Origin of the sequence: Sporosarcina sp. P29 (assembly GCF_002743265.1) — a bacterium.
GTDB lineage: Bacteria > Bacillota > Bacilli > Bacillales_A > Planococcaceae > Sporosarcina.
In genome coordinates this window covers 20,625-44,213 of the sequence record NZ_PDYX01000020.1, presented here as the reverse complement: position 1 = coordinate 44,213, position 23,589 = coordinate 20,625, and the positions used below count along the sequence as shown (strand labels likewise).

General features: G+C 40.1%; 16 protein-coding genes. 9 read left to right on the top strand and 7 right to left on the bottom strand.

Going from position 1 to position 23,589, the window contains the following annotated elements:
• The first annotated feature begins 40 nt into the window (after positions 1–40).
• Positions 41–1,531, top strand: coding sequence for a D-alanyl-D-alanine carboxypeptidase/D-alanyl-D-alanine endopeptidase (gene dacB, locus CSV68_RS13855; RefSeq protein WP_099635415.1), 1,491 nt, complete (start codon positions 41–43; stop codon positions 1,529–1,531).
• A gap of 378 nt (positions 1,532–1,909) precedes the next feature.
• Here the strand turns inward: dacB and CSV68_RS13850 are convergent, their stop codons facing one another.
• Positions 1,910–2,641: a CPBP family intramembrane glutamic endopeptidase gene (locus CSV68_RS13850; RefSeq protein WP_233190505.1), complete on the bottom strand. Its 732-nt coding sequence runs from the start codon at positions 2,639–2,641 to the stop codon at positions 1,910–1,912.
• A 195-nt stretch (positions 2,642–2,836) separates the two neighbouring features.
• Between CSV68_RS13850 and groES the strand changes: the two genes are divergently transcribed.
• The 3 genes from groES (at position 2,837) to CSV68_RS13830 (ending at position 6,590) form a co-directional block, all read left to right on the top strand.
• Positions 2,837–3,121 carry a co-chaperone GroES gene (gene groES, locus CSV68_RS13845; RefSeq protein ID WP_029055048.1) on the top strand — a complete coding sequence of 95 codons (285 nt, stop codon included), beginning with the start codon at positions 2,837–2,839 and terminating at the stop codon, positions 3,119–3,121.
• Between the two features lie 57 nt (positions 3,122–3,178).
• Positions 3,179–4,813 (top strand): chaperonin GroEL, encoded by a 1,635-nt coding sequence (gene groL / locus CSV68_RS13840; protein ID WP_099635416.1) that lies wholly within the window; start codon positions 3,179–3,181, stop codon positions 4,811–4,813.
• A gap of 844 nt (positions 4,814–5,657) precedes the next feature.
• The gene (locus CSV68_RS13830; protein ID WP_099635418.1) at positions 5,658–6,590 is read left to right on the top strand and encodes an NADP-dependent oxidoreductase; all 933 of its coding nucleotides are present in this window, start codon (positions 5,658–5,660) and stop codon (positions 6,588–6,590) included.
• A 360-nt stretch (positions 6,591–6,950) separates the two neighbouring features.
• On the opposite strand, the gene CSV68_RS13825 is transcribed toward CSV68_RS13830, so the two are convergent.
• Positions 6,951–7,586 (bottom strand): 2OG-Fe(II) oxygenase, encoded by a 636-nt coding sequence (locus CSV68_RS13825; RefSeq protein WP_099635419.1) that lies wholly within the window; start codon positions 7,584–7,586, stop codon positions 6,951–6,953.
• Between the two features lie 266 nt (positions 7,587–7,852).
• Here CSV68_RS13825 and CSV68_RS13820 point away from each other — a divergent pair, with 266 nt between their 5' ends.
• Entirely contained in the window at positions 7,853–8,626 is a 774-nt protein-coding gene (locus tag CSV68_RS13820) for a hypothetical protein (protein ID WP_099662432.1), read from the top strand.
• Between the two features lie 115 nt (positions 8,627–8,741).
• Here CSV68_RS13820 and glpK read toward each other — a convergent pair whose 3' ends face one another.
• From glpK to CSV68_RS13800, 4 genes are all read right to left on the bottom strand, one after another.
• Positions 8,742–10,235 (bottom strand): glycerol kinase GlpK, encoded by a 1,494-nt coding sequence (glpK, locus tag CSV68_RS13815; protein ID WP_099662431.1) that lies wholly within the window; start codon positions 10,233–10,235, stop codon positions 8,742–8,744.
• Between the two features lie 30 nt (positions 10,236–10,265).
• Complete coding sequence (locus tag CSV68_RS13810) at positions 10,266–11,105, bottom strand: MIP/aquaporin family protein (RefSeq protein ID WP_099635422.1); 840 nt, start codon at positions 11,103–11,105, stop codon at positions 10,266–10,268.
• A gap of 188 nt (positions 11,106–11,293) precedes the next feature.
• Positions 11,294–11,848, bottom strand: coding sequence for a glycerol-3-phosphate responsive antiterminator (locus CSV68_RS13805; RefSeq protein WP_099635423.1), 555 nt, complete (start codon positions 11,846–11,848; stop codon positions 11,294–11,296).
• A gap of 44 nt (positions 11,849–11,892) precedes the next feature.
• A complete protein-coding gene (locus tag CSV68_RS13800) occupies positions 11,893–13,536 on the bottom strand; it encodes a glycerol-3-phosphate dehydrogenase/oxidase (protein ID WP_099662430.1) in 1,644 nt (547 codons plus the stop codon).
• A gap of 568 nt (positions 13,537–14,104) precedes the next feature.
• Between CSV68_RS13800 and CSV68_RS13795 the strand changes: the two genes are divergently transcribed.
• Positions 14,105–16,864, top strand: a complete 2,760-nt coding sequence (locus CSV68_RS13795; RefSeq protein WP_099662429.1) for a bifunctional diguanylate cyclase/phosphodiesterase — start codon at positions 14,105–14,107, stop codon at positions 16,862–16,864.
• Complete coding sequence (locus tag CSV68_RS13790; RefSeq protein ID WP_099662428.1) at positions 16,861–18,498, top strand: thiamine pyrophosphate-binding protein; 1,638 nt, start codon at positions 16,861–16,863, stop codon at positions 18,496–18,498. Before CSV68_RS13795 ends, CSV68_RS13790 begins: the two co-directional genes overlap by 4 nt.
• A gap of 50 nt (positions 18,499–18,548) precedes the next feature.
• Here the strand turns inward: CSV68_RS13790 and CSV68_RS13785 are convergent, their stop codons facing one another.
• Positions 18,549–19,286, bottom strand: coding sequence for a hypothetical protein (locus CSV68_RS13785; protein WP_099635427.1), 738 nt, complete (start codon positions 19,284–19,286; stop codon positions 18,549–18,551).
• A 107-nt stretch (positions 19,287–19,393) separates the two neighbouring features.
• On the opposite strand from CSV68_RS13785, the gene CSV68_RS13780 reads away from it, so the two are divergent.
• Complete coding sequence (locus CSV68_RS13780; protein ID WP_099662427.1) at positions 19,394–22,033, top strand: cation-translocating P-type ATPase; 2,640 nt, start codon at positions 19,394–19,396, stop codon at positions 22,031–22,033.
• A 589-nt stretch (positions 22,034–22,622) separates the two neighbouring features.
• Positions 22,623–23,441: a class II aldolase/adducin family protein gene (locus tag CSV68_RS13775; RefSeq protein WP_099662426.1), complete on the top strand. Its 819-nt coding sequence runs from the start codon at positions 22,623–22,625 to the stop codon at positions 23,439–23,441.
• The last annotated feature ends 148 nt before the right edge of the window (positions 23,442–23,589 follow it).

The window sequence follows — 23,589 nt, the reverse complement described above, 5'->3', positions numbered from 1 at the left end:
ACTATCTAAGAATAGAATGAGTAGGGGGAAATGAATACAAGTGAACAGTAAAAAGACTCCAACTAAATGGAGCAAATGGTTACTAGGTGCAATGTTGCTTATAGTGAGTGTTACGACTCCAGTTATAGAAGGTCAAGCAGCTGCGGCTCAGCAGTCCTATAAAGGTTTAGAAACAGGGATTAATCAAGTGATTTCAAGTCAGCGTATGCGTGGTACACGAAGCAGCGTCATCGTACGTGAAGCGGATACTAATCGCATAGTCTATCAATATCGTGGCAATCAAGGAGTCACACCTGCATCAAATGTCAAAGTTCTTACAAGTACATCTGCACTTGAAGTGTTAGGGAAAGATTATACATTCGATACAGATGTCTTAACGAACGGCACAGTGAAAAATGGTATCCTCGACGGTCATCTATATTTGCGTGGGACAGGCGATCCGACCTTACTTGAAGCCGACTTATTGCGCATGGCACGCCAAATGCGTGAATCAGGCATCCAATCCGTAACCGGACATATCGTGGCGGACGATACATGGTTTGATACACAGCGTCTATCACCCGGTATTCATAAGTCGGATGAGACGTATTACTACGCAGCGCAAGTTTCAGCACTGACGATCTCGCCGAATAAAGACTACGACGCGGGTACGACAATTGTCCATGCGAAGCCGACACGAAACGGTAGGGCGGGAGCAGTGACACTGACTCCGCACACAGACATCGTAAAAGTCGTTAATCGCACACGCACTGTACCGAAAAACCAACGCAACACCGTTACAATTAAACGTCAACAAGGCACGAACACAATTATTGTTTCGGGTAATGTTCCACTCAATTCGAATGGCAAGCGCCAATGGGTGACGGTATCCAATCCGACAGCCTTTACTGCAGACGTCTTTAAACGCGCGCTAGCTAAAGAAGGCGTCAAACTTCAATCGACTGCTCGTGTAACACGTGGGAAAACTCCTGCGAATGCAGAGTTACTCGCAAAGAAAGAGTCGATGTCCTTATATTATTTGATGATGCCATTCATGAAGTACAGCAACAACTCACATGCAGAGATCTTGGCCAAGTCCATGGGGCGTGAAGTATATAATGAAGGAAGCTGGAATGCCGGCTTGCGTGTCGTTAGGGAAACGTTAGAAAAAGACGGCATTAGCACGAAAGGTATGTATCTAGAGGATGGCTCTGGTATGTCGCATAAGAATAAAATCCCTTCCGAGAAGATTGTGGAAGTACTGTATGCTGCTCAGTCTAAGGAATGGTATCCAGCGTTTGAGCGTTCGTTGCCAATCGCAGGCGTGAACGACCGCATGCTAGGCGGGACATTGCGCAACCGTTTGACGAGTCCTGTTGTCAGAGGCAAGGTGCAGGCGAAGACCGGTTCACTCAACGGTACGGATTCGTTATCCGGCTATGTGAAGACAAAGAGCGGCCAAGAGCTGATCTTTAGTATTTTGACAGAGAACGTGAGAGGAACAGCGAAGCCTGATATTGATAAGATGGTGCAAGTTATGGCGGCTCAGTAATGATTTTGAGAGTGGGTGAGACGCCGTTGATCGACGTTCCAGGTGGACGCTGATCCATCGGGAGCATTCCACTTACGATCAACTACTGTTGTGTTCTGAAATCTGATTGGAAAAGTATAAGTAGAAACCTAGACAATTGCACTTGAACTAAAAAAGTAAAAGACTGAAAATAATTCAGACCACACTGTCAGTAAGTGATCTATATCCATATATTTTAAATGTAGGGATTGGAGTGGAAGTAGGGGCGACTCCTGGAGGCTCGGGCCGCGCCCTCAGGAAAGCGTCCCCTGCTGGAACTCCAATCCCCGAACCACAGGCCAGATTCATCTTTCTGCATATCCATATTAAAAAATCTCCCCATTCACGGGGAGATTTTTTCTATTGCAGGAATAATATGATACTCTGTTGCATATCTTGTAATTGTTGCAGCTTATCCGCATTCCATTGCACGACGGTGACGAAACTGTTCATGATGAAATGGGCAATCATCGGAGTTAGCAGTCGCTTGGTCTTGTAATAGACGAAAGCGAACGCGAGACCTGGCATCAAGTACATGAGTAAGTGTTGCAACTCACCATGCACAGCTGCAAAGACGATGGCGCTGACAATGGCAGCGACCCAGAAGTTCGTCTTTCTGTACAAGCCACCGAAAATAATCCGGCGGAACACGACTTCTTCAAGGAACGGTGCAAACAACACCATGGCAAAAATAATAATAGGGGCGGTTTTCGAGATATTCGACAATAACTCCGTATTCTCGGAGCCTGCGGTCACACCGAACACCGACTCAATCGCAGCTCCTACAATTTGTCCAGCCATGGCGAGGAAGAAACCAAGTATCCCCCATAGAAGAACGCTTCCGAATCCCGATGGCTTTCCTTTAAATACAGGTAAGAACTTTTTATTTCGTAACAGGATCGCGGCGATTATGAGCGCTGCGACACCTTGCGTAATGAATAACGTCCAAGCGAACCCTTGAGACACGGCTTCTACTTTGGACAAGTCTTTGCCGGTGAAGTAAACAATTAATTCAGGGGCAAGAAAAATGCTGGCAATCTGGAGCAACACATACGACATGAAGATCATCAGAGCAACAACCCAGTTTTTCACGGTGCACAACCTTTCTTTCATACATGTTGACTAGTTTAACGCGAAAAAAGACGTTTGGCAAAAGAAGAAAATGTCGAACGCTTTTACTTGCAATTATGTGTGAAATTCTTTAATATAAGAGTTGTGTTAGCACTCGTTGTAAGTGAGTGCTAAGAAAAATAAAAACTACCCATTATCTCGAGGAGGTTGTTTCATTTGTTGAAACCACTAGGTGACCGTATCATTATCGAATTAATCGAAGCAGAAGAAAAAACATCAAGCGGCATTGTTCTACCGGACTCTGCGAAGGAAAAGCCACAAGAAGGAAAAGTAATTGCTGCTGGTACAGGCCGTGTTCTTGAGAACGGACAGCGCGTCGAACTAGAAGTATCTGAAGGCGACCGTATCATCTTCTCTAAATACGCAGGCACTGAAGTGAAGTATGAAGGTACTGAATACTTAATCCTTCGTGAAAGCGATATTCTTGCAATTATTGGATAATTAATTATAACGAAAATGTAGTAGACAAATAGAAAACTCTGGAGGGAATTAAATACAATGGCTAAAGAACTTAAATTTAACGAAGATGCACGTTCCGCAATGCTCCGCGGTGTAGATACACTAGCAGATGCTGTAAAAGTAACACTTGGGCCAAAAGGTCGTAACGTCGTACTTGAACGCAAATTCGGTTCACCACTTATTACAAATGACGGCGTAACCATCGCAAAAGAAATCGAGCTTGAAAATGCATTCGAAAACATGGGCGCAAAACTTGTAGCTGAAGTTGCATCCAAGACAAATGACATCGCAGGAGACGGAACAACAACAGCAACTGTCCTTGCACAAGCAATGATCCGTGAAGGCTTGAAGAACGTAACAGCTGGCGCAAACCCAGTCGGTATCCGTAAAGGAATCGAAAAAGCGGTAATCGCAGCAGTTGAAGGTCTTCAAAGTGTTTCCGATGAAATCGAAACTAGACAAGAAATCGCACAAGTTGCGGCTATCTCTTCTGGAGATGAAGAAGTCGGCGAGTTGATTTCACAAGCAATGGAGCGCGTGGGTAACGATGGTGTCATCACAATCGAAGAATCCAAAGGCTTCGTAACAGAGCTGGATGTAGTAGAAGGTATGCAATTCGATCGTGGCTACGCATCTGCTTATATGGCAACAGACACAGACAAAATGGAAGCAGTACTTGATAATCCATATGTCTTGATTACAGATAAGAAAATCAACAACATCCAGGAAATCCTTCCAGTGCTTGAACAAGTTGTTCAGCAAGGTAAACCATTGTTGATCATCGCTGAAGACGTTGAAGGTGAAGCTTTAGCTACGCTAGTTGTCAACAAACTTCGCGGTACATTTAACGCAGTTGCAGTTAAAGCACCTGGCTTCGGCGATCGCCGTAAAGCTATGCTTGAAGACATCGCAATCCTGACTGGTGGACAGGTAATCACAGAAGATCTAGGACTTGATCTGAAATCTGCTGACCTTACATCACTAGGACGCGCAGCGAAGATTGTAGTTACAAAAGACAACACAACAATCGTAGAAGGTAGCGGCGACGCAGGTTCTATCGAATCACGTGTTGGTCAAATCCGTTCACAATTGGAAGAAACTACTTCTGAATTCGACAAAGAGAAATTGCAAGAACGTCTAGCTAAACTAGCTGGCGGTGTAGCAGTTATCAAAGTTGGAGCTGCAACTGAAACTGAGTTGAAAGAGCGTAAACTTCGAATCGAAGACGCATTGAACTCTACACGTGCAGCAGTTGAAGAAGGAATCGTATCTGGTGGTGGTACTGCACTAGTAAACGTGTATAAGAAAGTAGAAGCATTACTTGAAGATACTGAAGGCGACGTAGCAACGGGTATCAAGATTGTACTTCGTGCACTTGAAGAGCCAGTACGTCAAATTGCAACAAACGCGGGCCTTGAAGGTTCTATCGTAGTAGATCGCTTGAAGCGCGAAGAAGTCGGCATCGGCTTTAACGCAGCAGAAGGCACATGGGTTAACATGGTAGAAGCAGGTATCGTAGATCCAACTAAAGTAACTCGTTACGCACTACAAAACGCAGCATCTGTAGCGGCAATGTTCTTGACTACTGAAGCTGTTGTTGCAGACCTACCAGAACCAGCAGGTGGCGGTATGCCTGATATGGGCGGTATGGGTGGAATGGGCGGCATGATGTAAGTCGTTTTCCCACTATATATTTTAAAAGCGCCAACTCCATTATTATGGAGTTGGCGCTTTTGCGTCTGCTGAAATGTAAAAGTTTTGTATGGTAAATGGGTTAGACCGTAAGTATCCAAGGACCCTGATACATTATAGATAAAGGTAGTGTATCTATGTGCCAAGAAGTTAAGAGATATAACGCAATTTCACTCTCGAAATGTTAGTAAAATATAAATATAGCTATAAGAGTTAATATAATAATCACTGGTAATGATAAAACATAAATCCACATTAAATTGGAAAAGCTTTTTTTACTATTATAAGTTTTCTTCTCGGAAGTAGTACTGGAATTAGCAATGGACATGGTCAAAAGTAGTCCGACAACTAAAACTATGACAACGATAATCAATGAGACAATAAGGCCTAGGTTCATGCCGTCCTCCTTTTTACAAATGAATTTCTTCGTTCTCTACGTTATAATATAAAATATTTTTGAAGACCATCCAATTAGGGGTTATTTAAACCAACCGCATTTATGTAACAACTGTAACACAAAAGTGGTTGGTTGGGGGTTATGATGCCATAAAGAATTATCTGTCAATATGTTAAAACCTGATCTACACGCGAACTATTCAATAATAGATCATCTTAATCAGGTACCTGGTGCACACACAATGATGTAAGGTTATCACTAAAATAATTTTTTGCTTAAGGGATGTAAAGGTTCTTCAATAGTTATGAAGAACCTTTTTTGGAGAGTAGATTTAATTAATGAGGAAAACGATGTTAGCTCAGTAAATGAATACTTTTTTGATTAAACGGGTATCTATACTGAATGAACAGAATAGGGAGAGTGAAGTAGATGAAAGCAATTGTTATTGAACAATACGGTGGAGCAGAAGAGCTTATTGAGAAAGAACTTCCGAAGCCGGAAATACAACATCATCAGGTATTAATAGAGATGCATGCAACGTCAGTGAATCCTATTGACTGGAAAGTTCGAGAAGGTTATATGAAAGAGAATATATCTTTTGAATTTCCGCTTATTTTGGGATGGGATGCAGCGGGAGTAATCGCTGAAGTAGGGAAAGACGTGAAGAGTTTCAAAGTAGGAGATGAAGTATTCGCTCGGCCCGCAATGGAAAATGGAACATACGCTGAGTATGTTGCTGTTAACGAAGACTTAGTTGCTTTAAAACCATCCGATGTTAGTTTTGAGGAAGCTGCTTCAGTTCCACTAGCAGGACTAACAGCTTGGCAATGTCTTATTGATTTTGGTCAAATTAAACCTGGAGATAAAGTATTAATTCACGCTGGCTCAGGCGGTGTGGGAAGCTTGGGCATTCAAATCGCTAAAAGTTTTGGCGCTTATGTTCTATCGACAGCTAGTGCTAAGAACGAAGCGTTCTTAAAAGAGCTCGGTGTTGACGAATTTATTAACTATGAAACAACTGATTTTACAGATGTCGTAAAAGACGTTGATTTAGTTGTGGATACAATGGGCGGAGAGATTTTAGAGAAAAGCTTGAGTGTAGTTAAAAAAGGTGGTCGACTGGTTTCGATTGCAGGCCAGCCAAACCTTGAAAAGGCTGAAGCTAATCATATTACAGCTGAATCTCTATGGCTTAATCCGAATGGAAAGCAACTTGCTGAACTCGGTGAGCTAATGCAAAGAGGAGAAGTGAAAACTCATATAGGTCACACATTTCCTCTTTCCGCAAAAGGACTACGAGAAGCACATGAATTAAGCGAAACTCACCATGCAAAAGGAAAAATTGTTATAGAAGTGAAATGAGAATTTTTCCTAAGGGAAGTAAACAATTTTACCATAAGTTATATTTAATGTGAGATGGGCGGTATGATGTAAGCCATTCTATCAAAATACATTCAAAGCGCCAACTCCAGTTTTATAGAGTTGGTGCTTTTTTACTAATGATCGATAATTTCAACTTACAAAACCAAAAGTAGTTAAGCGTAATGGTTATAGAACTTTGTTACGGCTTAAATAAAGGTGGTTTTGAATATTTACGAAAACATAAATTGGAGGTGAAATCGCATACTCACGGTTGAACAAGTGAGCTGATATTGTAAAACCGTTCGAGACTGAATTGCGGCCTCAAACGGTTTTTATAATGCAAGTTAGATTTTAAGTCTCTCACCGTACTCTTTGCTTCCTCATCCACTGTGTAGCTACAAACTTCTCACCGAGTTCGATGGGTGCGCCACCGTGTAGCGTTAGATCATTCAATAACGGATCATTATAGAAATACTCAAAGTAGACAGCCATTCCTTTTTTAGGTGTGATGGACAGTTTGAGGTGAGGGAAGTACGTTTCACCGCCTTCTTCGACATCGTTCAAGTACATGACGAGTGTGCTAATCCGGTTATTCGTAACGTTGCTTGTTGCTGAGAAGAAGTCGTGATGCGCTTTATATTCTTGTCCAGGTAGGTAGTGAAGAACTTGGAGACTTTCGCCGTGTTCGATGGGGATATTCATAATTGTTTCAATCCGTTTTTCTATCCGTAGGACGATCAAGTTATCAGGTTCTTCAATAAACATACCGCTACTTGTTCTAATTTCATTTTCTGCATGAATTACGCCGATTTTAGAACGTTTCATTTTATCTGTAGAAAGCTGAATCAGTTCGTCGCATTCTTCGTCGCTTAACATATTGCCGAGTACAACGACTAGTGGTTCATCGACTTTCGCTATTATATCAATCACACGATCTGTTATGATTTTCTTTCCTGTATGAGTAAATATCGTTTGTTCTTTATTTTCTGCTATCAACTTTGAACACCTCTTTAATCGTTTGATTTTATAAATCAAATACCGTGTAACGTGATGAGTGTACAGCTAATAACGAACTTCTTTTGAGTTTTACACATCCTCTTTGGAATTGCATTTAATATATTTTAGCACGCTGCATTGGTTGACGTATATTCGAAATGTAATGAAATAGGTAGTGATATATAACTGTTTTTCACATTTTATTATTTCTATCTGATATACCTGTACACTATGGGAAAGTATGAATTGATAGCAGTTCAATATACTTGTCAGACTTATTCGTAAAAGTACTTCGTCTGAAGGATGGTAAGGAGACGGTACTGCATTTGCCGAATGAACAGTGTAATTATCATGTAGTTGAATCGATTGACGATGACCATATACTGCTTGCCTGCGCAAGATCTATTTACCATGATGAAACCCATGTTGATCAAAATGGACGCGTCTATGATTGGGACGGGAACTTGATTCGTTCATTCTGTTTAGGCGATGGAATCGACCATATATATACGACGAAAGATAATCAGATATGGACAGGTTATTTTGATGAAGGCGTGTACGGTAATTATGGTTGGAAGAAACCAATTGGTAATTCAGGGCTAGTAGGCTGGGATCATGAAGGAAATATTATAGATGACGGGAATGATAGAAAGCTCACAGGAGAATGTTTGGCGCTGAATGTGGCGGCGAATGATGAAATTTGGTATTTCATTGGCATGGATGCACAAATTGGTTTAATGAATGAGAGTGGCGAGTTCGAATTCTCTACTGACGCACTTGGATTTCAAACATTTGCGGTCAATGGCGATGCAATGGTCGTGCATCGAGAGTACTTTGATCATCATCACTTTTTTGAATTGATTCAAAAAGCTGATTCCTACGAAATAGTTCAAGAGCTCGACTTCCGTAAACCTGATGGAAATCCATTGCAGCCACAATTAACTTCCAATCGTGCGGATCGGCTATTATTTTTAGATGGCAGCGAACTTTATTATTACTCTATATTCGATGTCTTTAGCCACTACAAACTATCCTTGTAGATTCATACGGGTCGCGAGTTTAAAAAGACAACGGGATGAAAAATACCTGTAGGGAAAGGCATGACAATTAAAACAGTCACGACAAATGAACCTACAGGTACTTTCAGCAAAGAACTTATTTAAACATAGTCGCTGCCTGTACAGCTTTTTGCCAGCCGCCGTACAGCTTTTCGCGTTCAGATTCCTCCATATTAGGTTGGAACGGTCGATCTATTGCCCATTGTGCGGCAATTTCTGAACGGTCTTTCCAGAAACCTACAGCAAGTCCGGCTAAGTATGCAGCACCGAGCGCTGTTGTTTCATTAATCGTCGGACGTTCAACCGATACATTTAGTAAATCGGATTGGAACTGCATCAAGAAGTTGTTCTCGACTGCTCCGCCATCTACCCGCAACGTTTTTAGGGAGATACCTGAATCCGATTCCATTGCATCAACGACGTCTTTCGTTTGGTACGCAAGGGATTCTAGCGTAGCCCGTACAAAATGCTCTTTCGTCGTTCCGCGTGTTAAACCGAATACGGCACCACGCACATCACTATCCCAGTAGGGGGTACCAAGACCAACAAATGCCGGTACGACATAGACGCCATCTGTAGAAGAGACCCGTTTTGCGTATTGCTCACTTTCGGAAGAGTTTCGGAACATGCGTAAACCATCGCGCAACCACTGAATTGCTGAACCTGCGACGAAGATACTTCCTTCTAGCGCATACTCTACCTTGCCATCAATTCCCCAAGCGATGGTTGTTAACAGCCCATTATCGGATTTAACCGCTTTTTCGCCAGTGTTCATTAGCATAAAGCAACCTGTTCCATATGTGTTTTTCACCATACCCGATTCAAAACAAGCTTGACCGAATAATGCAGCTTGTTGATCTCCTGCAATACCCGCGATAGGAACAGCGTGACCGAAGAATTGCTCGGGGTCCGCATGTGTATAGACTTCTGATGAAGGACACACTTTAGGCAACATCGATGCCGGCACATCCAAGATAGACAATAGTTCCTCGTCCCATTGTAGTTCATGTATATTGTACATAAGCGTTCTAGAAGCGTTCGAGTAATCTGTTACGTGTGCCGCACCACCGGATAACTTCCAAATAATCCACGTATCAATCGTACCGAACAACAAGTCTCCATTTTCAGCTTTTTCACGTGCGCCTTTGACATTATCCAAAATCCACTTGACTTTAGTGCCTGAAAAGTATGCATCGATAAGCAATCCGGTCTTATCTCTGAACAAATCGTTGTAACCGCTTTCTTTGAGATCCTCACATATCTCTGCAGTTTGACGAGATTGCCATACAATCGCATTATAAATGGGATTACCTGTGTGCTTATCCCAAACGACCGTTGTTTCACGTTGATTCGTGATTCCAATGCCCTCAATTTGCTCAGCTGAAATATTCTTTTCTGATAATACACCAGCAATGACAGACAAAATGGAGCTCCAAATTTCGTCAGCATTGTGTTCTACCCAACCAGATTGTGGGAAATATTGAGTGAACTCTTGTTGTGCAGTATGAAAAATCTTACCTTTTTTATCGAATAATATTGCTCTTGAACTTGTTGTACCTTGATCTAATGCCATAATGTATTTTTTAGTCATGATTTATTCCTCCAGTATTTATGAAGATGATTAGTCATTCGTAGTTTTATGTGTCTGAATTAGAAGACTTGATTGTACTACTTCTTTACGGATTGTAAACTGAGCCGCGAGAAGAATTGCAAGTATGAATGCACCGACAATCCAAAATGTCATGCTGTTTTCATTAAGGAAAAATTGTTTGTAGAATAGGGCACCGAATGTACCGCCAATTATTGGGCCTACTACTGGAATCCATGCATACTTCCATCCGGATGGTCCTTTTCCGGGAATAGGTAAGAAAGCATGTGCTATCCGCGGACCAAGATCACGTGCAGGGTTGATCGCATAGCCAGTTGTACCGCCAAGTGATAGCCCAATTGCGATGATCAAAGCGCCAACGATTAACGGGTTTAGTCCTTCAGTAAATTCATTGGCACCAATAGATAATAAACCAAGTACTAAAATGAACGTCCCGATTATTTCACTTGTTATGTTTGACAGCGGATTGTAAATTGCAGGTGTAGTAGCAAATACATCACGTTTGGCAGTTGGATCTTCTGTTTCTTTCCAATGAGGTAAGTAGTGGAAGTACACTAATATAGCACCTAGAATTGCGCCAATCATCTGTGCTAAAAGATACATAGGGACATCTGACCAAGGGAAATTACCAATAGTCGCGAAACCAATTGTGACTGCTGGATTTAAATGAGCACCACTTGCTTGGCCCACCGCGTAAACACCAAGTGTAACCGCAAGACCCCATCCTACAGTAACAACAATCCATCCACCACTATTTGCTTTGGATTTGTTTAGTGCTACACCGCCTACTACGCCCCCACCAAATAATATTAATATCATCGTTCCGATCAATTCACCTGCAAAAGGTGTCATTTATATCTCCTCCTACCCAATTTAAGTTTGGTAGTTGAGCAATTACGACGCAAAAAAGTCCACAATTAAATCTTGCTATGTGCAAGAACTTAATTGTGGACTCCTAAACTCAACCACTTATATTAACTTGTTTTCAAGTATAGAGTGGTAAGTTTATTCTGTCAACAATGACGTAGAAAGTTCTCCACTTAAATAAAGTGTTCCCACAATTGGTTATCAGAGGTCGTCACGGCTACAGCACCTGCTGCTAGTGCATCCTCGATGTGTTGCTTTGTCCGAATGAGTCCACCGTTAATAATGGGAATACCCGTACGCTCATATACTTCTTCAATGAGTTCGGGAATTACACCTGGTAGCATTTCAATGAAGTCTGGAGCCGTTTGATCAATTAGTGAATAACTTTTTTCTAATGCAATTGTATCGAGTAAAAACATACGTTGAATAGCAATAATGTTTTTAGATTTTGCTTTCATAATAATATTTGATCGAGTGGAAATAATACCTGCAGGGCGAATATCATTGCATAAAAAGTCGGCTGCAAAGTTATCCGTTTTTAGGCCCTGAACCAAGTCGGCATGAATAATTAGTTTCTTGCACCGCTTATCCGCCTCTTGTTTCACGGTTTTTAAATTGCTGATATGCACTTCTAGCAGGACGATATATTCAAAAGTACTTTCTAAGAGTTTTTCAAATTGTTTTAATGTACGCGCAGCTGGCAACACTTTTTGGTTATGAAAAGACATATAAAGTAACCCCCGTTTATAGATATACGTTTATATTATAGTATTTACACAACAGATGTTGACTTTAGTAACTCGTCTTCCAATTCTAACTGATAACGCTTCTGTTCTTCTGCAGACCAGTTCAACAATTGACCCATTTTAACTAGTACATCTTCTTTTGCGTCTTGCACGTTTTTAATATTGAAGAACAAATCTCCTGTACGTCGAATGAAGAAATCAGTTGGTTTCACAGTCATCTCATGTTCAATCGCATAGCGTAACTTAACATAAAGAATACGTGGCATAGATTCGGATTTATCATAAGGAATCGTTAGTACTTTATCCACGTTAGAGCCATATAGAGCGGCTAAATGTCGACTTTCGCGTTCAGTGAAACCGAGCAACATACCACGGCTGATAGCTTGGTTGAAGTAGCGAGAGTAATGAGCGGAACCACCGACATCCCCACCCGAGATGGGCATGTTTTTCGTAGTGGATCGTTTGAAATGTAATCCTTTTTCTTGTTGCAAAAGAGTAGAGATTTTATTCACAACAGTTTCCGCCATTTTACGGTAGCCTGTTAGTTTACCCCCAGCAATGGTGATTAGTCCCCGTTCGGATTCCCAAATTTCATCCTTACGAGAAATCTCGGAGGGGTTTTTACCGTCTTCATGAATCAGTGGTCGAACACCTGCCCAACTGGATTCAACATCTTTTTCAGTAACAGATACATCCGGGAACATATAGTGAATGGCATTTAAAATATATGTGCGATCATCTTCTGTGATTTGCATTTCTTTCGGGTCACCATCAAAGAATGTATCCGTTGTTCCGACATATGCCTTACCATCACGTGGTACTGCAAAAATCATACGTTTGTCAGGTGTATCAAAATAGATTGCTTGATGTAAAGGGAATACGCTTTGATCAAATACAAGATGAATCCCTTTGGACAATATCAAGTTTTTACCGTTGGAGTGGCCATCGAACTCTTTCACTTCATCAACCCATGGACCTGCAGCGTTGATCACTTTTGTCGCGTGTACAGACATCATTTCGTTTGTGATCATGTCGCGGACTTGAACGCCTGATAGTAGGTTGTGGTCATTGTAGATGAAACCTTCCGCTTTTGCGTAATTCAACAGAGTTGCGCCTTTTTCCGCAGCTGATTTAGCAACTTCAATTGTAAGGCGCGCATCATCTGTGCGATATTCTACATAATAGCCGCTTCCTTGAAGACCTTCCCTTTTGATTAGGGGAGCCCGTTGTATAGTTTGTTCGAGATTCAGCATTCTTCTTCGTTCACTGCGCTTAACTCCAGCTAGTAAGTCATATACTTTTAATCCAAGAGCTGTGGTTGTAGGACCGAATGTACCACCTTTATGAAACGGCAATAGCATCCATTCAGGTGTTGTAACATGTGGACCATTTTCGTAGACAATCGCGCGTTCCTTCCCCAATTCGGCAACTTCTTTAATTTCAAATTGTTTTAAATAACGTAATCCGCCGTGGACAAGTTTGGTCGAACGACTAGACGTACCTGAAGCGAAATCCTGCATTTCAATAAGTGCAGTTTTCATCCCTCTTGCCGCCGCATCCAATGCGATGCCAGCACCGGTAATGCCGCCACCTATAATTAAAACGTCAAAATTCTCAGTACGTAACGTATTCGCGATTTCATTTCGATTCATTGATGAAAATGTTGTCATTTCTTTCATCTCCCTTTTATAGAGGATTAGAGAACAAAAAAAGACCCCAAGATAGTGATTGCATTATGCGCAATCACTTCTTGAGGTCTTCTCAGTTACTCAAACCCGAGCTATTAACTTAGTTTCTATACTAACATACCTGAACTAAAATTCAAATTTTAAAATTCGTTATTTATAATAGTTGGAAAGTTGAGCATGTGAAAAAAACGAAGGCTTAGTGGAGCGGGCGAAAAGAGAGGGGTAATTTTTAGATTGAACCTATTGCAACTGTCACTAAACCTAGAGCAAATGTAGTTATATTGTCGTTTGAAAACTAACTATACAAGTTTATAAACTCTTGGCAGCGAATCTACCGTTGAGGGGGCACTTTGTCATGATATTTGTTATTGCTACTATATACTTATACATAATACTCCTATTCGTTATATATTTAATATAGTTGTATCATCTACTAAAAGGCTATTTTAAATATTTTGTCGAATAGTAGAGTAAGAGGTGATATCTCACTAGATGAGGGTATTAAATATACTATCAATAGAGAATACATTGGGCAGAAGAGGAGGTATGAATAGTGAAAGATCAAACTAGATATCTTCGACTAGCGAATATAACAAAGCTAATAAATACAAAGCTAGAGTTAAGAGATGTACTGAATCACGTAGTGACTGCTATCTCAGAGGAGATTGTTCGATGTGACTCGGTCGGAATTTATTTGCCACAACAAGATGGATCGTTCAGGGGCTTCGTAGGAAAACCTGAAGTGATCAATGGCATGACGCTCGATATGCATACAATTGATACCGACTTCGATTTGCTGGCGAAAGAAGTAATTGAAACACAACGAACGATATATATACCGGATACATCCAAAGATCATCGACCTGACCCAAGGGCAGTCGAAGCGTTTAAGATAAAATCTCTATTGGTTTTGCCCATTACTGGCGAGACGGAATTATTTGGACTAGTTTTCTTGTTCGACTATGGAACACCGATGAACCTGACGGAGATTGAGATTCAAACGGTCCAATCTTATGTCAATATGGCTGCTGTTGCTATTCAAAATGCCAAACTGTTAACGCATAAAGAAGAACTTATTAAGGAAAAGCAATTATTGTTGGATATAACTCGGGATTTATCACTATGTTCTACCATGCAGGAAGCGCTGGATATATGTTTTCTTTATATAGAAAAGGTGCTTGGAAATAATAATATAGGGATACATTTAGTTGATCCATTAGTTCATATGAAGATTAAGCCTACAACAATTAATCGTAAGAGCGACTGGTCGGTAGAAGCGTGGGTTAAATCCCATGACGAGATAAAATTTGATGTGGAAAATGATAAAGTGTTCGAGGAAGTGATCGCAACTAGAAAAGCAGAACTCATTCCAGATGTCTTTTCAGACGATCGAGTGAACCATAAAGCATGTCGACACTTTGGCATTCAATCGATGTTTATACTTCCTATCGTTTCCATGGGTAAAGTATTAGGTTTAATAGTTATTGCAGACCTGTTTAAAAAAAATCCGAATTACTCCCAGGCTAGTCAACAGCTGACGCAATCTATTGTCGATACAACGGCTTCCACTTTATTAAACTTATTGAATATGGAAAAGCAAGAGTCGATCATAAAACAGCGAACTGAAGAGATAACCGAAAAGAACAACGAACTGGAAACAACAATGAAAGAATTACAGCGGCTTAGCCGGGAGAAAGAACTAATTCTCCATTCGGCAGGTGAAGGGATATTCGGGTTGGATTTACATGGCGTCATTACGTTTTGTAATCCGGCGGCTGCTACGACGCTCGGCTATAATAGTAAGAATGAACTAATAGGTAAACCTGTCAGTATTATTTACAATGAAAACCATACGAATCTTGATGAAGTTACATTTTTTAGGCGAGATCAGTCTAATTTCCCTGTAGAATATGTTAGGTCTTCTATCAAGGAAGGCGATAGAATGGTTGGGGAAGTCGTTACGTTTAAAGATATTTCCGAAAGAAAGAAGATGGAGAAAGAAATCAGATACCATGCGTATTATGATAGCTTGACCGATCTACCCAACCGAGTGCTATTAAAGGATCGAATGCAACAAGGTTTGAGCATTGCTCATTCTCGTAAAGAAAAAGCAGCGGTCCTGTTTATGGACTTGGATCGTTTCAAATCAGTCAATGACTTATTAGGGCATAGCTATGGCGATATTTTATTGGTACATGTAGCAAGACGTATATCCGCGTGCCTTCCTGAAGGGGCTACAGCTTCACGTCAAGGCGGGGACGAATTTGTTATCTACTTGCCTTATATTGAATCTGAAGCGGAAGTGATAGAGGTGGCCGAAAAGATTGTGGATCAATTTAACAAGCCATTCAATCTGAAAGGCCATGAAATGCATATCCACAGCAGTATAGGGGTTAGTTTATTTCCGCAAGATGGACAAACGGCGGAGTTATTGATAAAAAACGCAGATATTGCGATGTATCAGTCTAAAACCGTATCTGGTAGCAGTTATCAATTTTATCACTTGGCGATGGATATTAGGACGTTTGAAAATGTGAAACTTGAAAACGCTTTATATAAAGCACTTGATCGTGAGGAGTTGGAAATTTATTTTCAACCACAAATTGATTACAGTACACATACACTCATTGGAACTGAAGCGTTATTGAGATGGAATCATTCAACAGAAGGGTTAATTTCGCCGGATCGATTTATCCCGCTGGCAGAGGAGACTGGACTAATCGTTCCTATCGGAGAGTGGGTGATCAGAAAGGCATGTAACCAAATCAAGCAGTGGCAAGCAAAAGGGTATCCATCGATTATAGTATCCGTAAATTTATCAGCCCGCCAGTTTGAACAAAATAATTTATTCCAAACGGTTAAAGGGATTTTGGATGAAGTAGGCGTATCACCAAAGCTTTTATGTCTTGAAATTACGGAAAACCAAATCATTAAAAATACAGAACTGACTATCCAGACAATGAAAAAGTTACAGGCAATCGGAATCAAGATGTCCATTGATGACTTTGGTACAGGCTATTCCTCATTGGGGTATTTGAAAAATTTGCCGATTAATGCTTTGAAAATAGATAAATCATTTATTCGAGAATTGAAAAGCAATGACGATAATTCAGCCATCGCAAATACAATTATCACTTTAGCAAAAAATCTGGGATTAGATGTAGTAGCTGAAGGTGTCGAAACACTGGAACAAGCCGAATTTTTGGCTTCGAGAGAATGTTATATTATGCAAGGTTATTACTTTAATGTACCGCTAAAGGTCAATGAATTCGAAAGCACATATCTGGTTACTAAAGGAGAGTTGTTATGAAAGCTGTTCGTGCAGTATTGGATTATTTAACGGCTACAGGAGTAAAACATGTTTTTGGCATCCCAGCAGGTTCTGTCAATGCTTTTTTTGATGAGTTGTATGAAATACCTGAACTGACGCCTATTGTTACAAAGCATGAAGGCGCAGCTGCCTATATGGCAGTTGCATATGCCAAATATACAGCTACTATGAGTGTGTGTATTGGATGCAGTGGACCTGGTGGTACCAATCTACTAACGGGTGCCGCAAATGCCATGCGTGAACATGTCCCAGTTTTATTTTTGACGGGCGCAGTTCCCGTCGATACTGTCGGTTTAAATGCTTCTCAAGAATTGGATGCTGAACCACTTTTTAAATCAGTGACGAAATATAGTGTAACCGTAACGGATTCGAAGGATTTACTTAACGAGGTAGCAAAGGCATGTGAACTAGCGGTTTCTGGTGTACCAGGTCCTGTTCATATCGCCATGCCAATAGATATCCAGATCAATCAAATTGAATCTCCCAAAATACCGAAGCTACCAAAAAGAACCCCGATTGTTCCAGATCAAAACATCATACAATCTGTGGCAAGAGAGATTGCTAGTAAACAGGATGGATATATCTTTGTAGGACAAGGTATTAGGAACTCTGTCAATCAGTTACTTGAGCTAGCGGAGATGCTTCAATGGCCAATCATTACAACACCACAGGCAAAAGGCTATATTACGGATAATCATCCACTACTTGCCGGTGTATTCGGCTTTGCTGGTCATGACGCAGCTTCTGCATTGATCAATGGACAAAATGGTGAAGCTTTACTTGTAGTTGGCTCTAGTTTAGGCGAGACGGCTACGAATAATTGGAACGTCAATCTTACTGAAAATCGATATACCATACAATTGGATTACGATTCATCCGTTTTTAATCGTAAATATGAAGTGGATGCTGCTGTTTGGGGAGATATAAATTTAAGTTTGACCGCGTTACTAGATGAATTAAAAAGTTTAAACTTGCCGACCAAAGAACAAGCGTTTATTAAACAGGAAATAGGAATGGTAGATAGTGAAGAGTACAATACGAAAAATGTATTGATGCGTCTGCAAAATTACGCTCCCCGCAATACTAGATATACCGTCGATATCGGTGAGTTCATGGCGTATATCATTCATGACATGAACGTGGTAGAGCCCGACTCATTTGATATTAATGTGCATTTTGGGGCAATGGGGAGCGGCATAGGTTCTGCCATTGGTACGAAGCTTGCTGAACCTGAACGTCCAGTAGTTTGCGTTACGGGTGACGGGTGTTTCTTCATGCATGGTATGGAAATCTTGACTGCCAAAGAGCATAAGTTACCGATTTTATTTGTTGTGATGAATAATGCGCGTTTGGGAATGGTCTATCATGGACATTCGTTACAATATAAACGCTCCCATCCATCATTTGAACAAGAACCGGTGAATATTGGAGCTATGGCGGTGGCTATGAATATACCGAGTAAACGAATTGAAGTGATGGAGGATCTAACGCAGGAAGTGATAGACGAGCTTATGAATACCAAGGGGCCGTCAGTCCTCGAAGTTTCATTAATAGATAATACGATACCTCCAATGGGGGATCGCGTGAAGTTTCTGTCTTCCTTTGGAAAGTGAATAACGCGGAGAAGAGGCTACAGCTGCCTCTTCTCCGCGTTATTTCATAGTCAGATATTTTTGTATACTGTATTTGTCACTCTTATGATTGCCTCTATTGTTTCACCTTTAAAGGCATTGGTAACGGACAGTCCTGAAGGGTTTGAAAAGTAATACGTATCTACTTGCTGATTATAACTGTATCCAAGGTTTGTTAAAGATTGTTGTAATTCAGTCGGTATGTTTTTCGATCCAGTATGCTCCTTGAAGTAGTTTGTGCCGTAGATTTTCACGTTTACATCTTTGGTTCCAGTATGAATGACGAATAAGTCTTTTTCATCTTTCACGAGCCACTGGCCTTTTGAATACAAAGAAATTCTGGTCTTTCCCAATCCATCAATGCCAGCTAAATTCATGCCGAAATAGTGGTTAATCATTGTACGCATATCGTCACCTGTCACGTGATGATGATGATGCGCCAAATATAAATCTAAAATGGTTTCTGAAGGGAAACTATTGCAATCCTCCAAATTCGTTGATAGTGGAATCTCAAAAGTACGGATCTTTTCTTTGGTCAACACGGGAACACGTTCTAAATTGAACCCAAAAGCTTGTGAGATTGCTTTGTAAATGACTGGACTAGTTACGTTACCTGTATGATGATCAATATACATATCCATTACATCAATCTTTGGCAACTTGCTGATGTAATCAATTACATCTACTTCCGACAAGCCTTGATCCAAATGATGTGAATGCTTAATTATGTTCTGAAGTTCATAAGAATATGTGATCGGGGCAATCTTCATACGATACCTCCTTATTGAAGTACATTCTTATATTTATTAGATAATTATACAGTAAAAAAACATATGATGTATTAAAATAAACCAGATATTCAATAGGAAGTGACTACATGCCGCTAGAAAAAGAGAAGCAACTGACGACTACAGATCCATTAGTTGGTTTAAGTGAAGAAGAAGTGCAAAAAAGGGTAGAAACATTTGGTGCTAATAAGCTTGCAAGTGCAAAGAGTCGTTCATTACTTAAGCGGATATTCTCTCAGATTAACAATGTGCTTATTTACTTACTGATTGTTGCAGCGGTTATCTCGGGTTTACTTGGAGAGTTTGTAGATTCCATCATTATTGGATTGGTGATTGTCATCAATGCGATGGTTGGACTCGTTCAGGAATCGAAAGCAGAAGATGCGTTAGAAGCATTAAAAAGTATGGCTACACCGAATGCTCTTGTGCGTAGAGATGGCGTACAACGAGAAATCCCGTCTGAACACGTTGTGCCTGGAGACGTAGTCTTACTAGATGCCGGTAGATACGTGCCGTGTGATATGCAGCTTATAGAATCCGTCGACTTGAAAATAGATGAAGCGGCATTAACAGGGGAATCAGTACCGGTAGAGAAAGATGCTGGATTTACTGGAGATCTTACTTTACCTATTGGGGATCAAAAAAACATGGCGTTCATGTCCACGCTAACAACTTACGGACGTGCGACTGGAATTGCTGTTGAAACAGGTATGACTACTGAGATTGGAAAAGTAGCAGCCATGCTTGATAACGATTCTAGTACACAAACGCCTTTACAACAGAGTCTTGCACAATTAGGTAAATATTTAAGTATCGCTGCAATTGTGATCTGTGTTTTGATTTTCGGTATAGGTATGCTTCAAGGACGTGATCTCCTTGACATGTTCATGTTATCCGTCAGTCTAGCAGTTGCAGCTATTCCAGAAGGGATGCCAGCTATAGTTTCAATCGTTCTAGCAATCGGTGTGCAACGCATGATCAGGCAACATGTCATAATACGAAATTTACCAGCAGTTGAAGCGCTTGGCTCGGTGAATGTGATTTGTTCAGATAAAACAGGAACATTAACACAGAATAAAATGACAGTAACTCATTTCTTCGCAGATGGTCATTCGAGTCCGTTAGTAGAAGCTAGCTTTGAAAATCCTGTGCATCAATTGCTTTTTGAGAATATCACCTTATGCAATGACGCGACCTTTTCAAATGGAAATGAAACGGGTGACCCAACAGAAATAGCACTTCTTGTGGCGGCATATCAGTATGGATTAAACAGGAATGAGTTATATGTTAAGCATCCCCGTCTAGATGAGATCCCATTTGATTCAGGTAGGAAATTGATGACGACTGTCCATACGTATGACAGAAATCTGTATACTCATACAAAAGGGGCAATCGACGGCTTACTAGCGAAGTGTACTCAGTATGAAACAGCGGAAGGTACCAAACCAATGGATGAGGACCATAAAAATTTAATATTGGAACATGCTTCAAAATTATCGAATGAAGCTCTTCGTGTACTTGGTTGTGCTTATAAAAAAGTGGATTCAGCACAATTGACCAATCACGGAATTACGGAAGATAATTTAATTTTCATAGGTTTGGTTGGGATGATTGATCCTCCACGTGAAGAAGTAAAAGAAGCTATTCAAGTAACGAAAAGAGCGGGTATTCGCACAGTAATGATTACAGGAGATCATCGAGACACAGCATTTGCAATTGCGAAAGAGCTCGGCATTGCTAATGATAAATCGGAAGTGATTGACGGGGAAATGATTGAATCATTAACAGAAGTGGAGTTGAATGAAAAAAGTAGTCAGCTTAATGTCTATGCACGTGTGTCTCCTGAACATAAAGTGAAGATTGTCCAAGCACTCAAAGCGAAAGGTAATACCGTATCGATGACAGGTGACGGCGTTAATGATGCACCTTCTCTAAAATCTGCGGATATTGGCGTAGCGATGGGGATAACGGGAACGGATGTGGCAAAAGGTGCATCGGACATGATTTTAACGGATGATAACTTCGGTTCAATCGTTAAAGCCGTGGAAGAAGGACGAACAATCTACCGAAACATCAAAAAGGCCATTATCTTCCTACTGTCTTGTAATCTAGGAGAGATCATTGCATTATTTACAGCAATTCTCCTCGGCTGGCCGGTTATTCTTCGTCCTGTTCATATTCTCTGGATTAACTTAGTAACAGATTCATTCCCAGCATTGTCTCTTGGAGTAGACCCAGAAGAAGCGGATGTTATGAGTGAAAAACCACGTCATCGAAAAGAAAGTATTTTCCATGGCATGATTGCCTTCCTTATACTAAATGGCTTACTGATTGGAGCCGTGACATTGGTCGCGTTTGCTATTGGCATATATTCATCAGGTGGCTATTCTGGTAGTGTGTTCTCCATGAATACGCAAAATATTTCTGATAGCGCATTAATGCACGGACAAACGATGGCATTTCTTGCTCTCAGCTTTTCGCAATTAATCCATTCGTTAAATTTCAGGTCTATAAATCGCTCCGTTTTCAAGGCAGGGATCTTTAAAAACAAATATCTCATCTACTCCATTCTACTAGGAGTGGTGTTACAAGTGGCAATCGTTTCAATAGGTCCATTCGCTAAATTGTTCAGTGTGAATTCATTAGGTGTGTTAGATTGGTTAATTATTTGTAGTTTGAGTATTTTACCTTTACTGCTGAATGAAGTGGTGAAGTTGATTAAGAGATAAAAGTTTCGTTAAGGTATTGTTCAATAAAACTTGATATATATGTAGTGTTAAAAATACTTACTAAGCAAAAATAACTATGAATACTTTTAAAGCCTATGAGATTTCACGCATAGGTTTTTTGTATTCAATAGATTTCAAGAATCTTGTAGTATGAATAGCGGAAAAGAAGATTGAATAAGTGAAATTATTAGAATTCCACTCGCGATATTTTAAAATATATGTTATCATAGAAAAAAGTTTCCGTATAAGGAAATGGGAAGCGGGATGGAGGTCGAGTAATAAGATTACTATTTATAATACTTTATTTAATGAAAGGACGATCTTTGGATACTGTAACTTCAGTTAACTAGTAGAGTAATTTGTATTATTAAGGCACTTGAAAGTTCATTTTAAAATATAAATCTTGATTTAACAGGGATGGTGCTCTACATATTTGTATGGTTCAATAGCAATTATTTTCTGTAACCTATTGTAGGATAGAAAGAACTGAATATAGTATTGTCAATATGAATTAGTTAAAAAAGCATACACTCAACTTGAAAACATTTAGTTGAATTGACTTATAACTTCGCGTTGTAAAGTATGCTCGATGTATAGTAATAATCAAACTAAATTTATGGAGGTAAGAGATATTATGAAAGCAGAATTTACTTTTCCAACACCACCAGAGTTTGCAACATATGAAGAAGAACGAACACATATAAAAGAACGATTGGCAGGGGCATTTAGACTGTTTTCGCGATTTGGATTTGATAATGGCATAGCTGGACATATGACAGTAAGAGACCCAGAACATCCTGAATTATTTTGGGTGAACCCTTTTGGCAAACACTTCAGTCAAATGAAAGTATCAGATTTAGTACTAGCTAATTTCAAAGGAGAGATTATTGAAGGGAAAAAAGATTCTGTTGTAAATGCAGCAGGATTAGCTATCCACTCACAAATACATGAAGCATTGCCACATGTAAATGCTGTTACCCATGCGCATTCTACGTTTGGTACCACTTGGTCAGCATTAGGACGATCATTGGATCCGATTTCACAAGATTCATGTGTGTTTTTTAATAGGCATGGTTTATATGAAGAATTTAATGGGGTAGTATTAGACTATAGTGAAGGGAAAAAATTGGGTGAGTTACTTGAGAACCAGAAGGCGTTAATATTGCAAAATCATGGTCTTTTAACTGTCGGTCAAACAATTGACGAAGCTGCCTGGTGGTTTATAACAATGGAGAAGTGTTGTCAACAGCAATTAATGGCGGAAGCTGTAGGAACACCTAAAATTATTTCAGATGAAGTTGCCGAAGATACAGCACAAGAATTAGGAACATCATTAGCTGGATGGTTTAGTTTTCAACCATTATGGGAACGAATTACAAACGAACAACCAGAATTTCTTGAGAAGTAATTTACTGCCACAATACTTAGCTATATAAAGTATGCTACTTCCGATAATAGAAAACACCTTCCATCTGTGTTTGTTAAGAACGAGCTTATGAGATGTGAAAATGTGATTTAAGTATAAAAAATACATTTTTTTAAATAATATATGAAAT

What these genes read in the sequence shown, in the direction of transcription:
- groL (WP_099635416.1), top strand. Translation starts at nt 3,179, where the DNA reads ATGGCTAAAGAACTTAAATTTAACGAAGATGCACGTTCCGCAATGCTC.
- CSV68_RS13830 (WP_099635418.1), top strand. Translation starts at nt 5,658, where the DNA reads ATGAAAGCAATTGTTATTGAACAATACGGTGGAGCAGAAGAGCTTATT.
- glpK (WP_099662431.1), bottom strand. Translation starts at nt 10,235, where the DNA reads ATGACTAAAAAATACATTATGGCATTAGATCAAGGTACAACAAGTTCA.
- CSV68_RS13810 (WP_099635422.1), bottom strand. Translation starts at nt 11,105, where the DNA reads ATGACACCTTTTGCAGGTGAATTGATCGGAACGATGATATTAATATTA.
- CSV68_RS13805 (WP_099635423.1), bottom strand. Translation starts at nt 11,848, where the DNA reads ATGTCTTTTCATAACCAAAAAGTGTTGCCAGCTGCGCGTACATTAAAA.
- CSV68_RS13800 (WP_099662430.1), bottom strand. Translation starts at nt 13,536, where the DNA reads ATGACAACATTTTCATCAATGAATCGAAATGAAATCGCGAATACGTTA.
- CSV68_RS13790 (WP_099662428.1), top strand. Translation starts at nt 16,861, where the DNA reads ATGAAAGCTGTTCGTGCAGTATTGGATTATTTAACGGCTACAGGAGTA.
- CSV68_RS13785 (WP_099635427.1), bottom strand. Translation starts at nt 19,286, where the DNA reads ATGAAGATTGCCCCGATCACATATTCTTATGAACTTCAGAACATAATT.
- CSV68_RS13780 (WP_099662427.1), top strand. Translation starts at nt 19,394, where the DNA reads ATGCCGCTAGAAAAAGAGAAGCAACTGACGACTACAGATCCATTAGTT.
- CSV68_RS13775 (WP_099662426.1), top strand. Translation starts at nt 22,623, where the DNA reads ATGTATAGTAATAATCAAACTAAATTTATGGAGGTAAGAGATATTATG.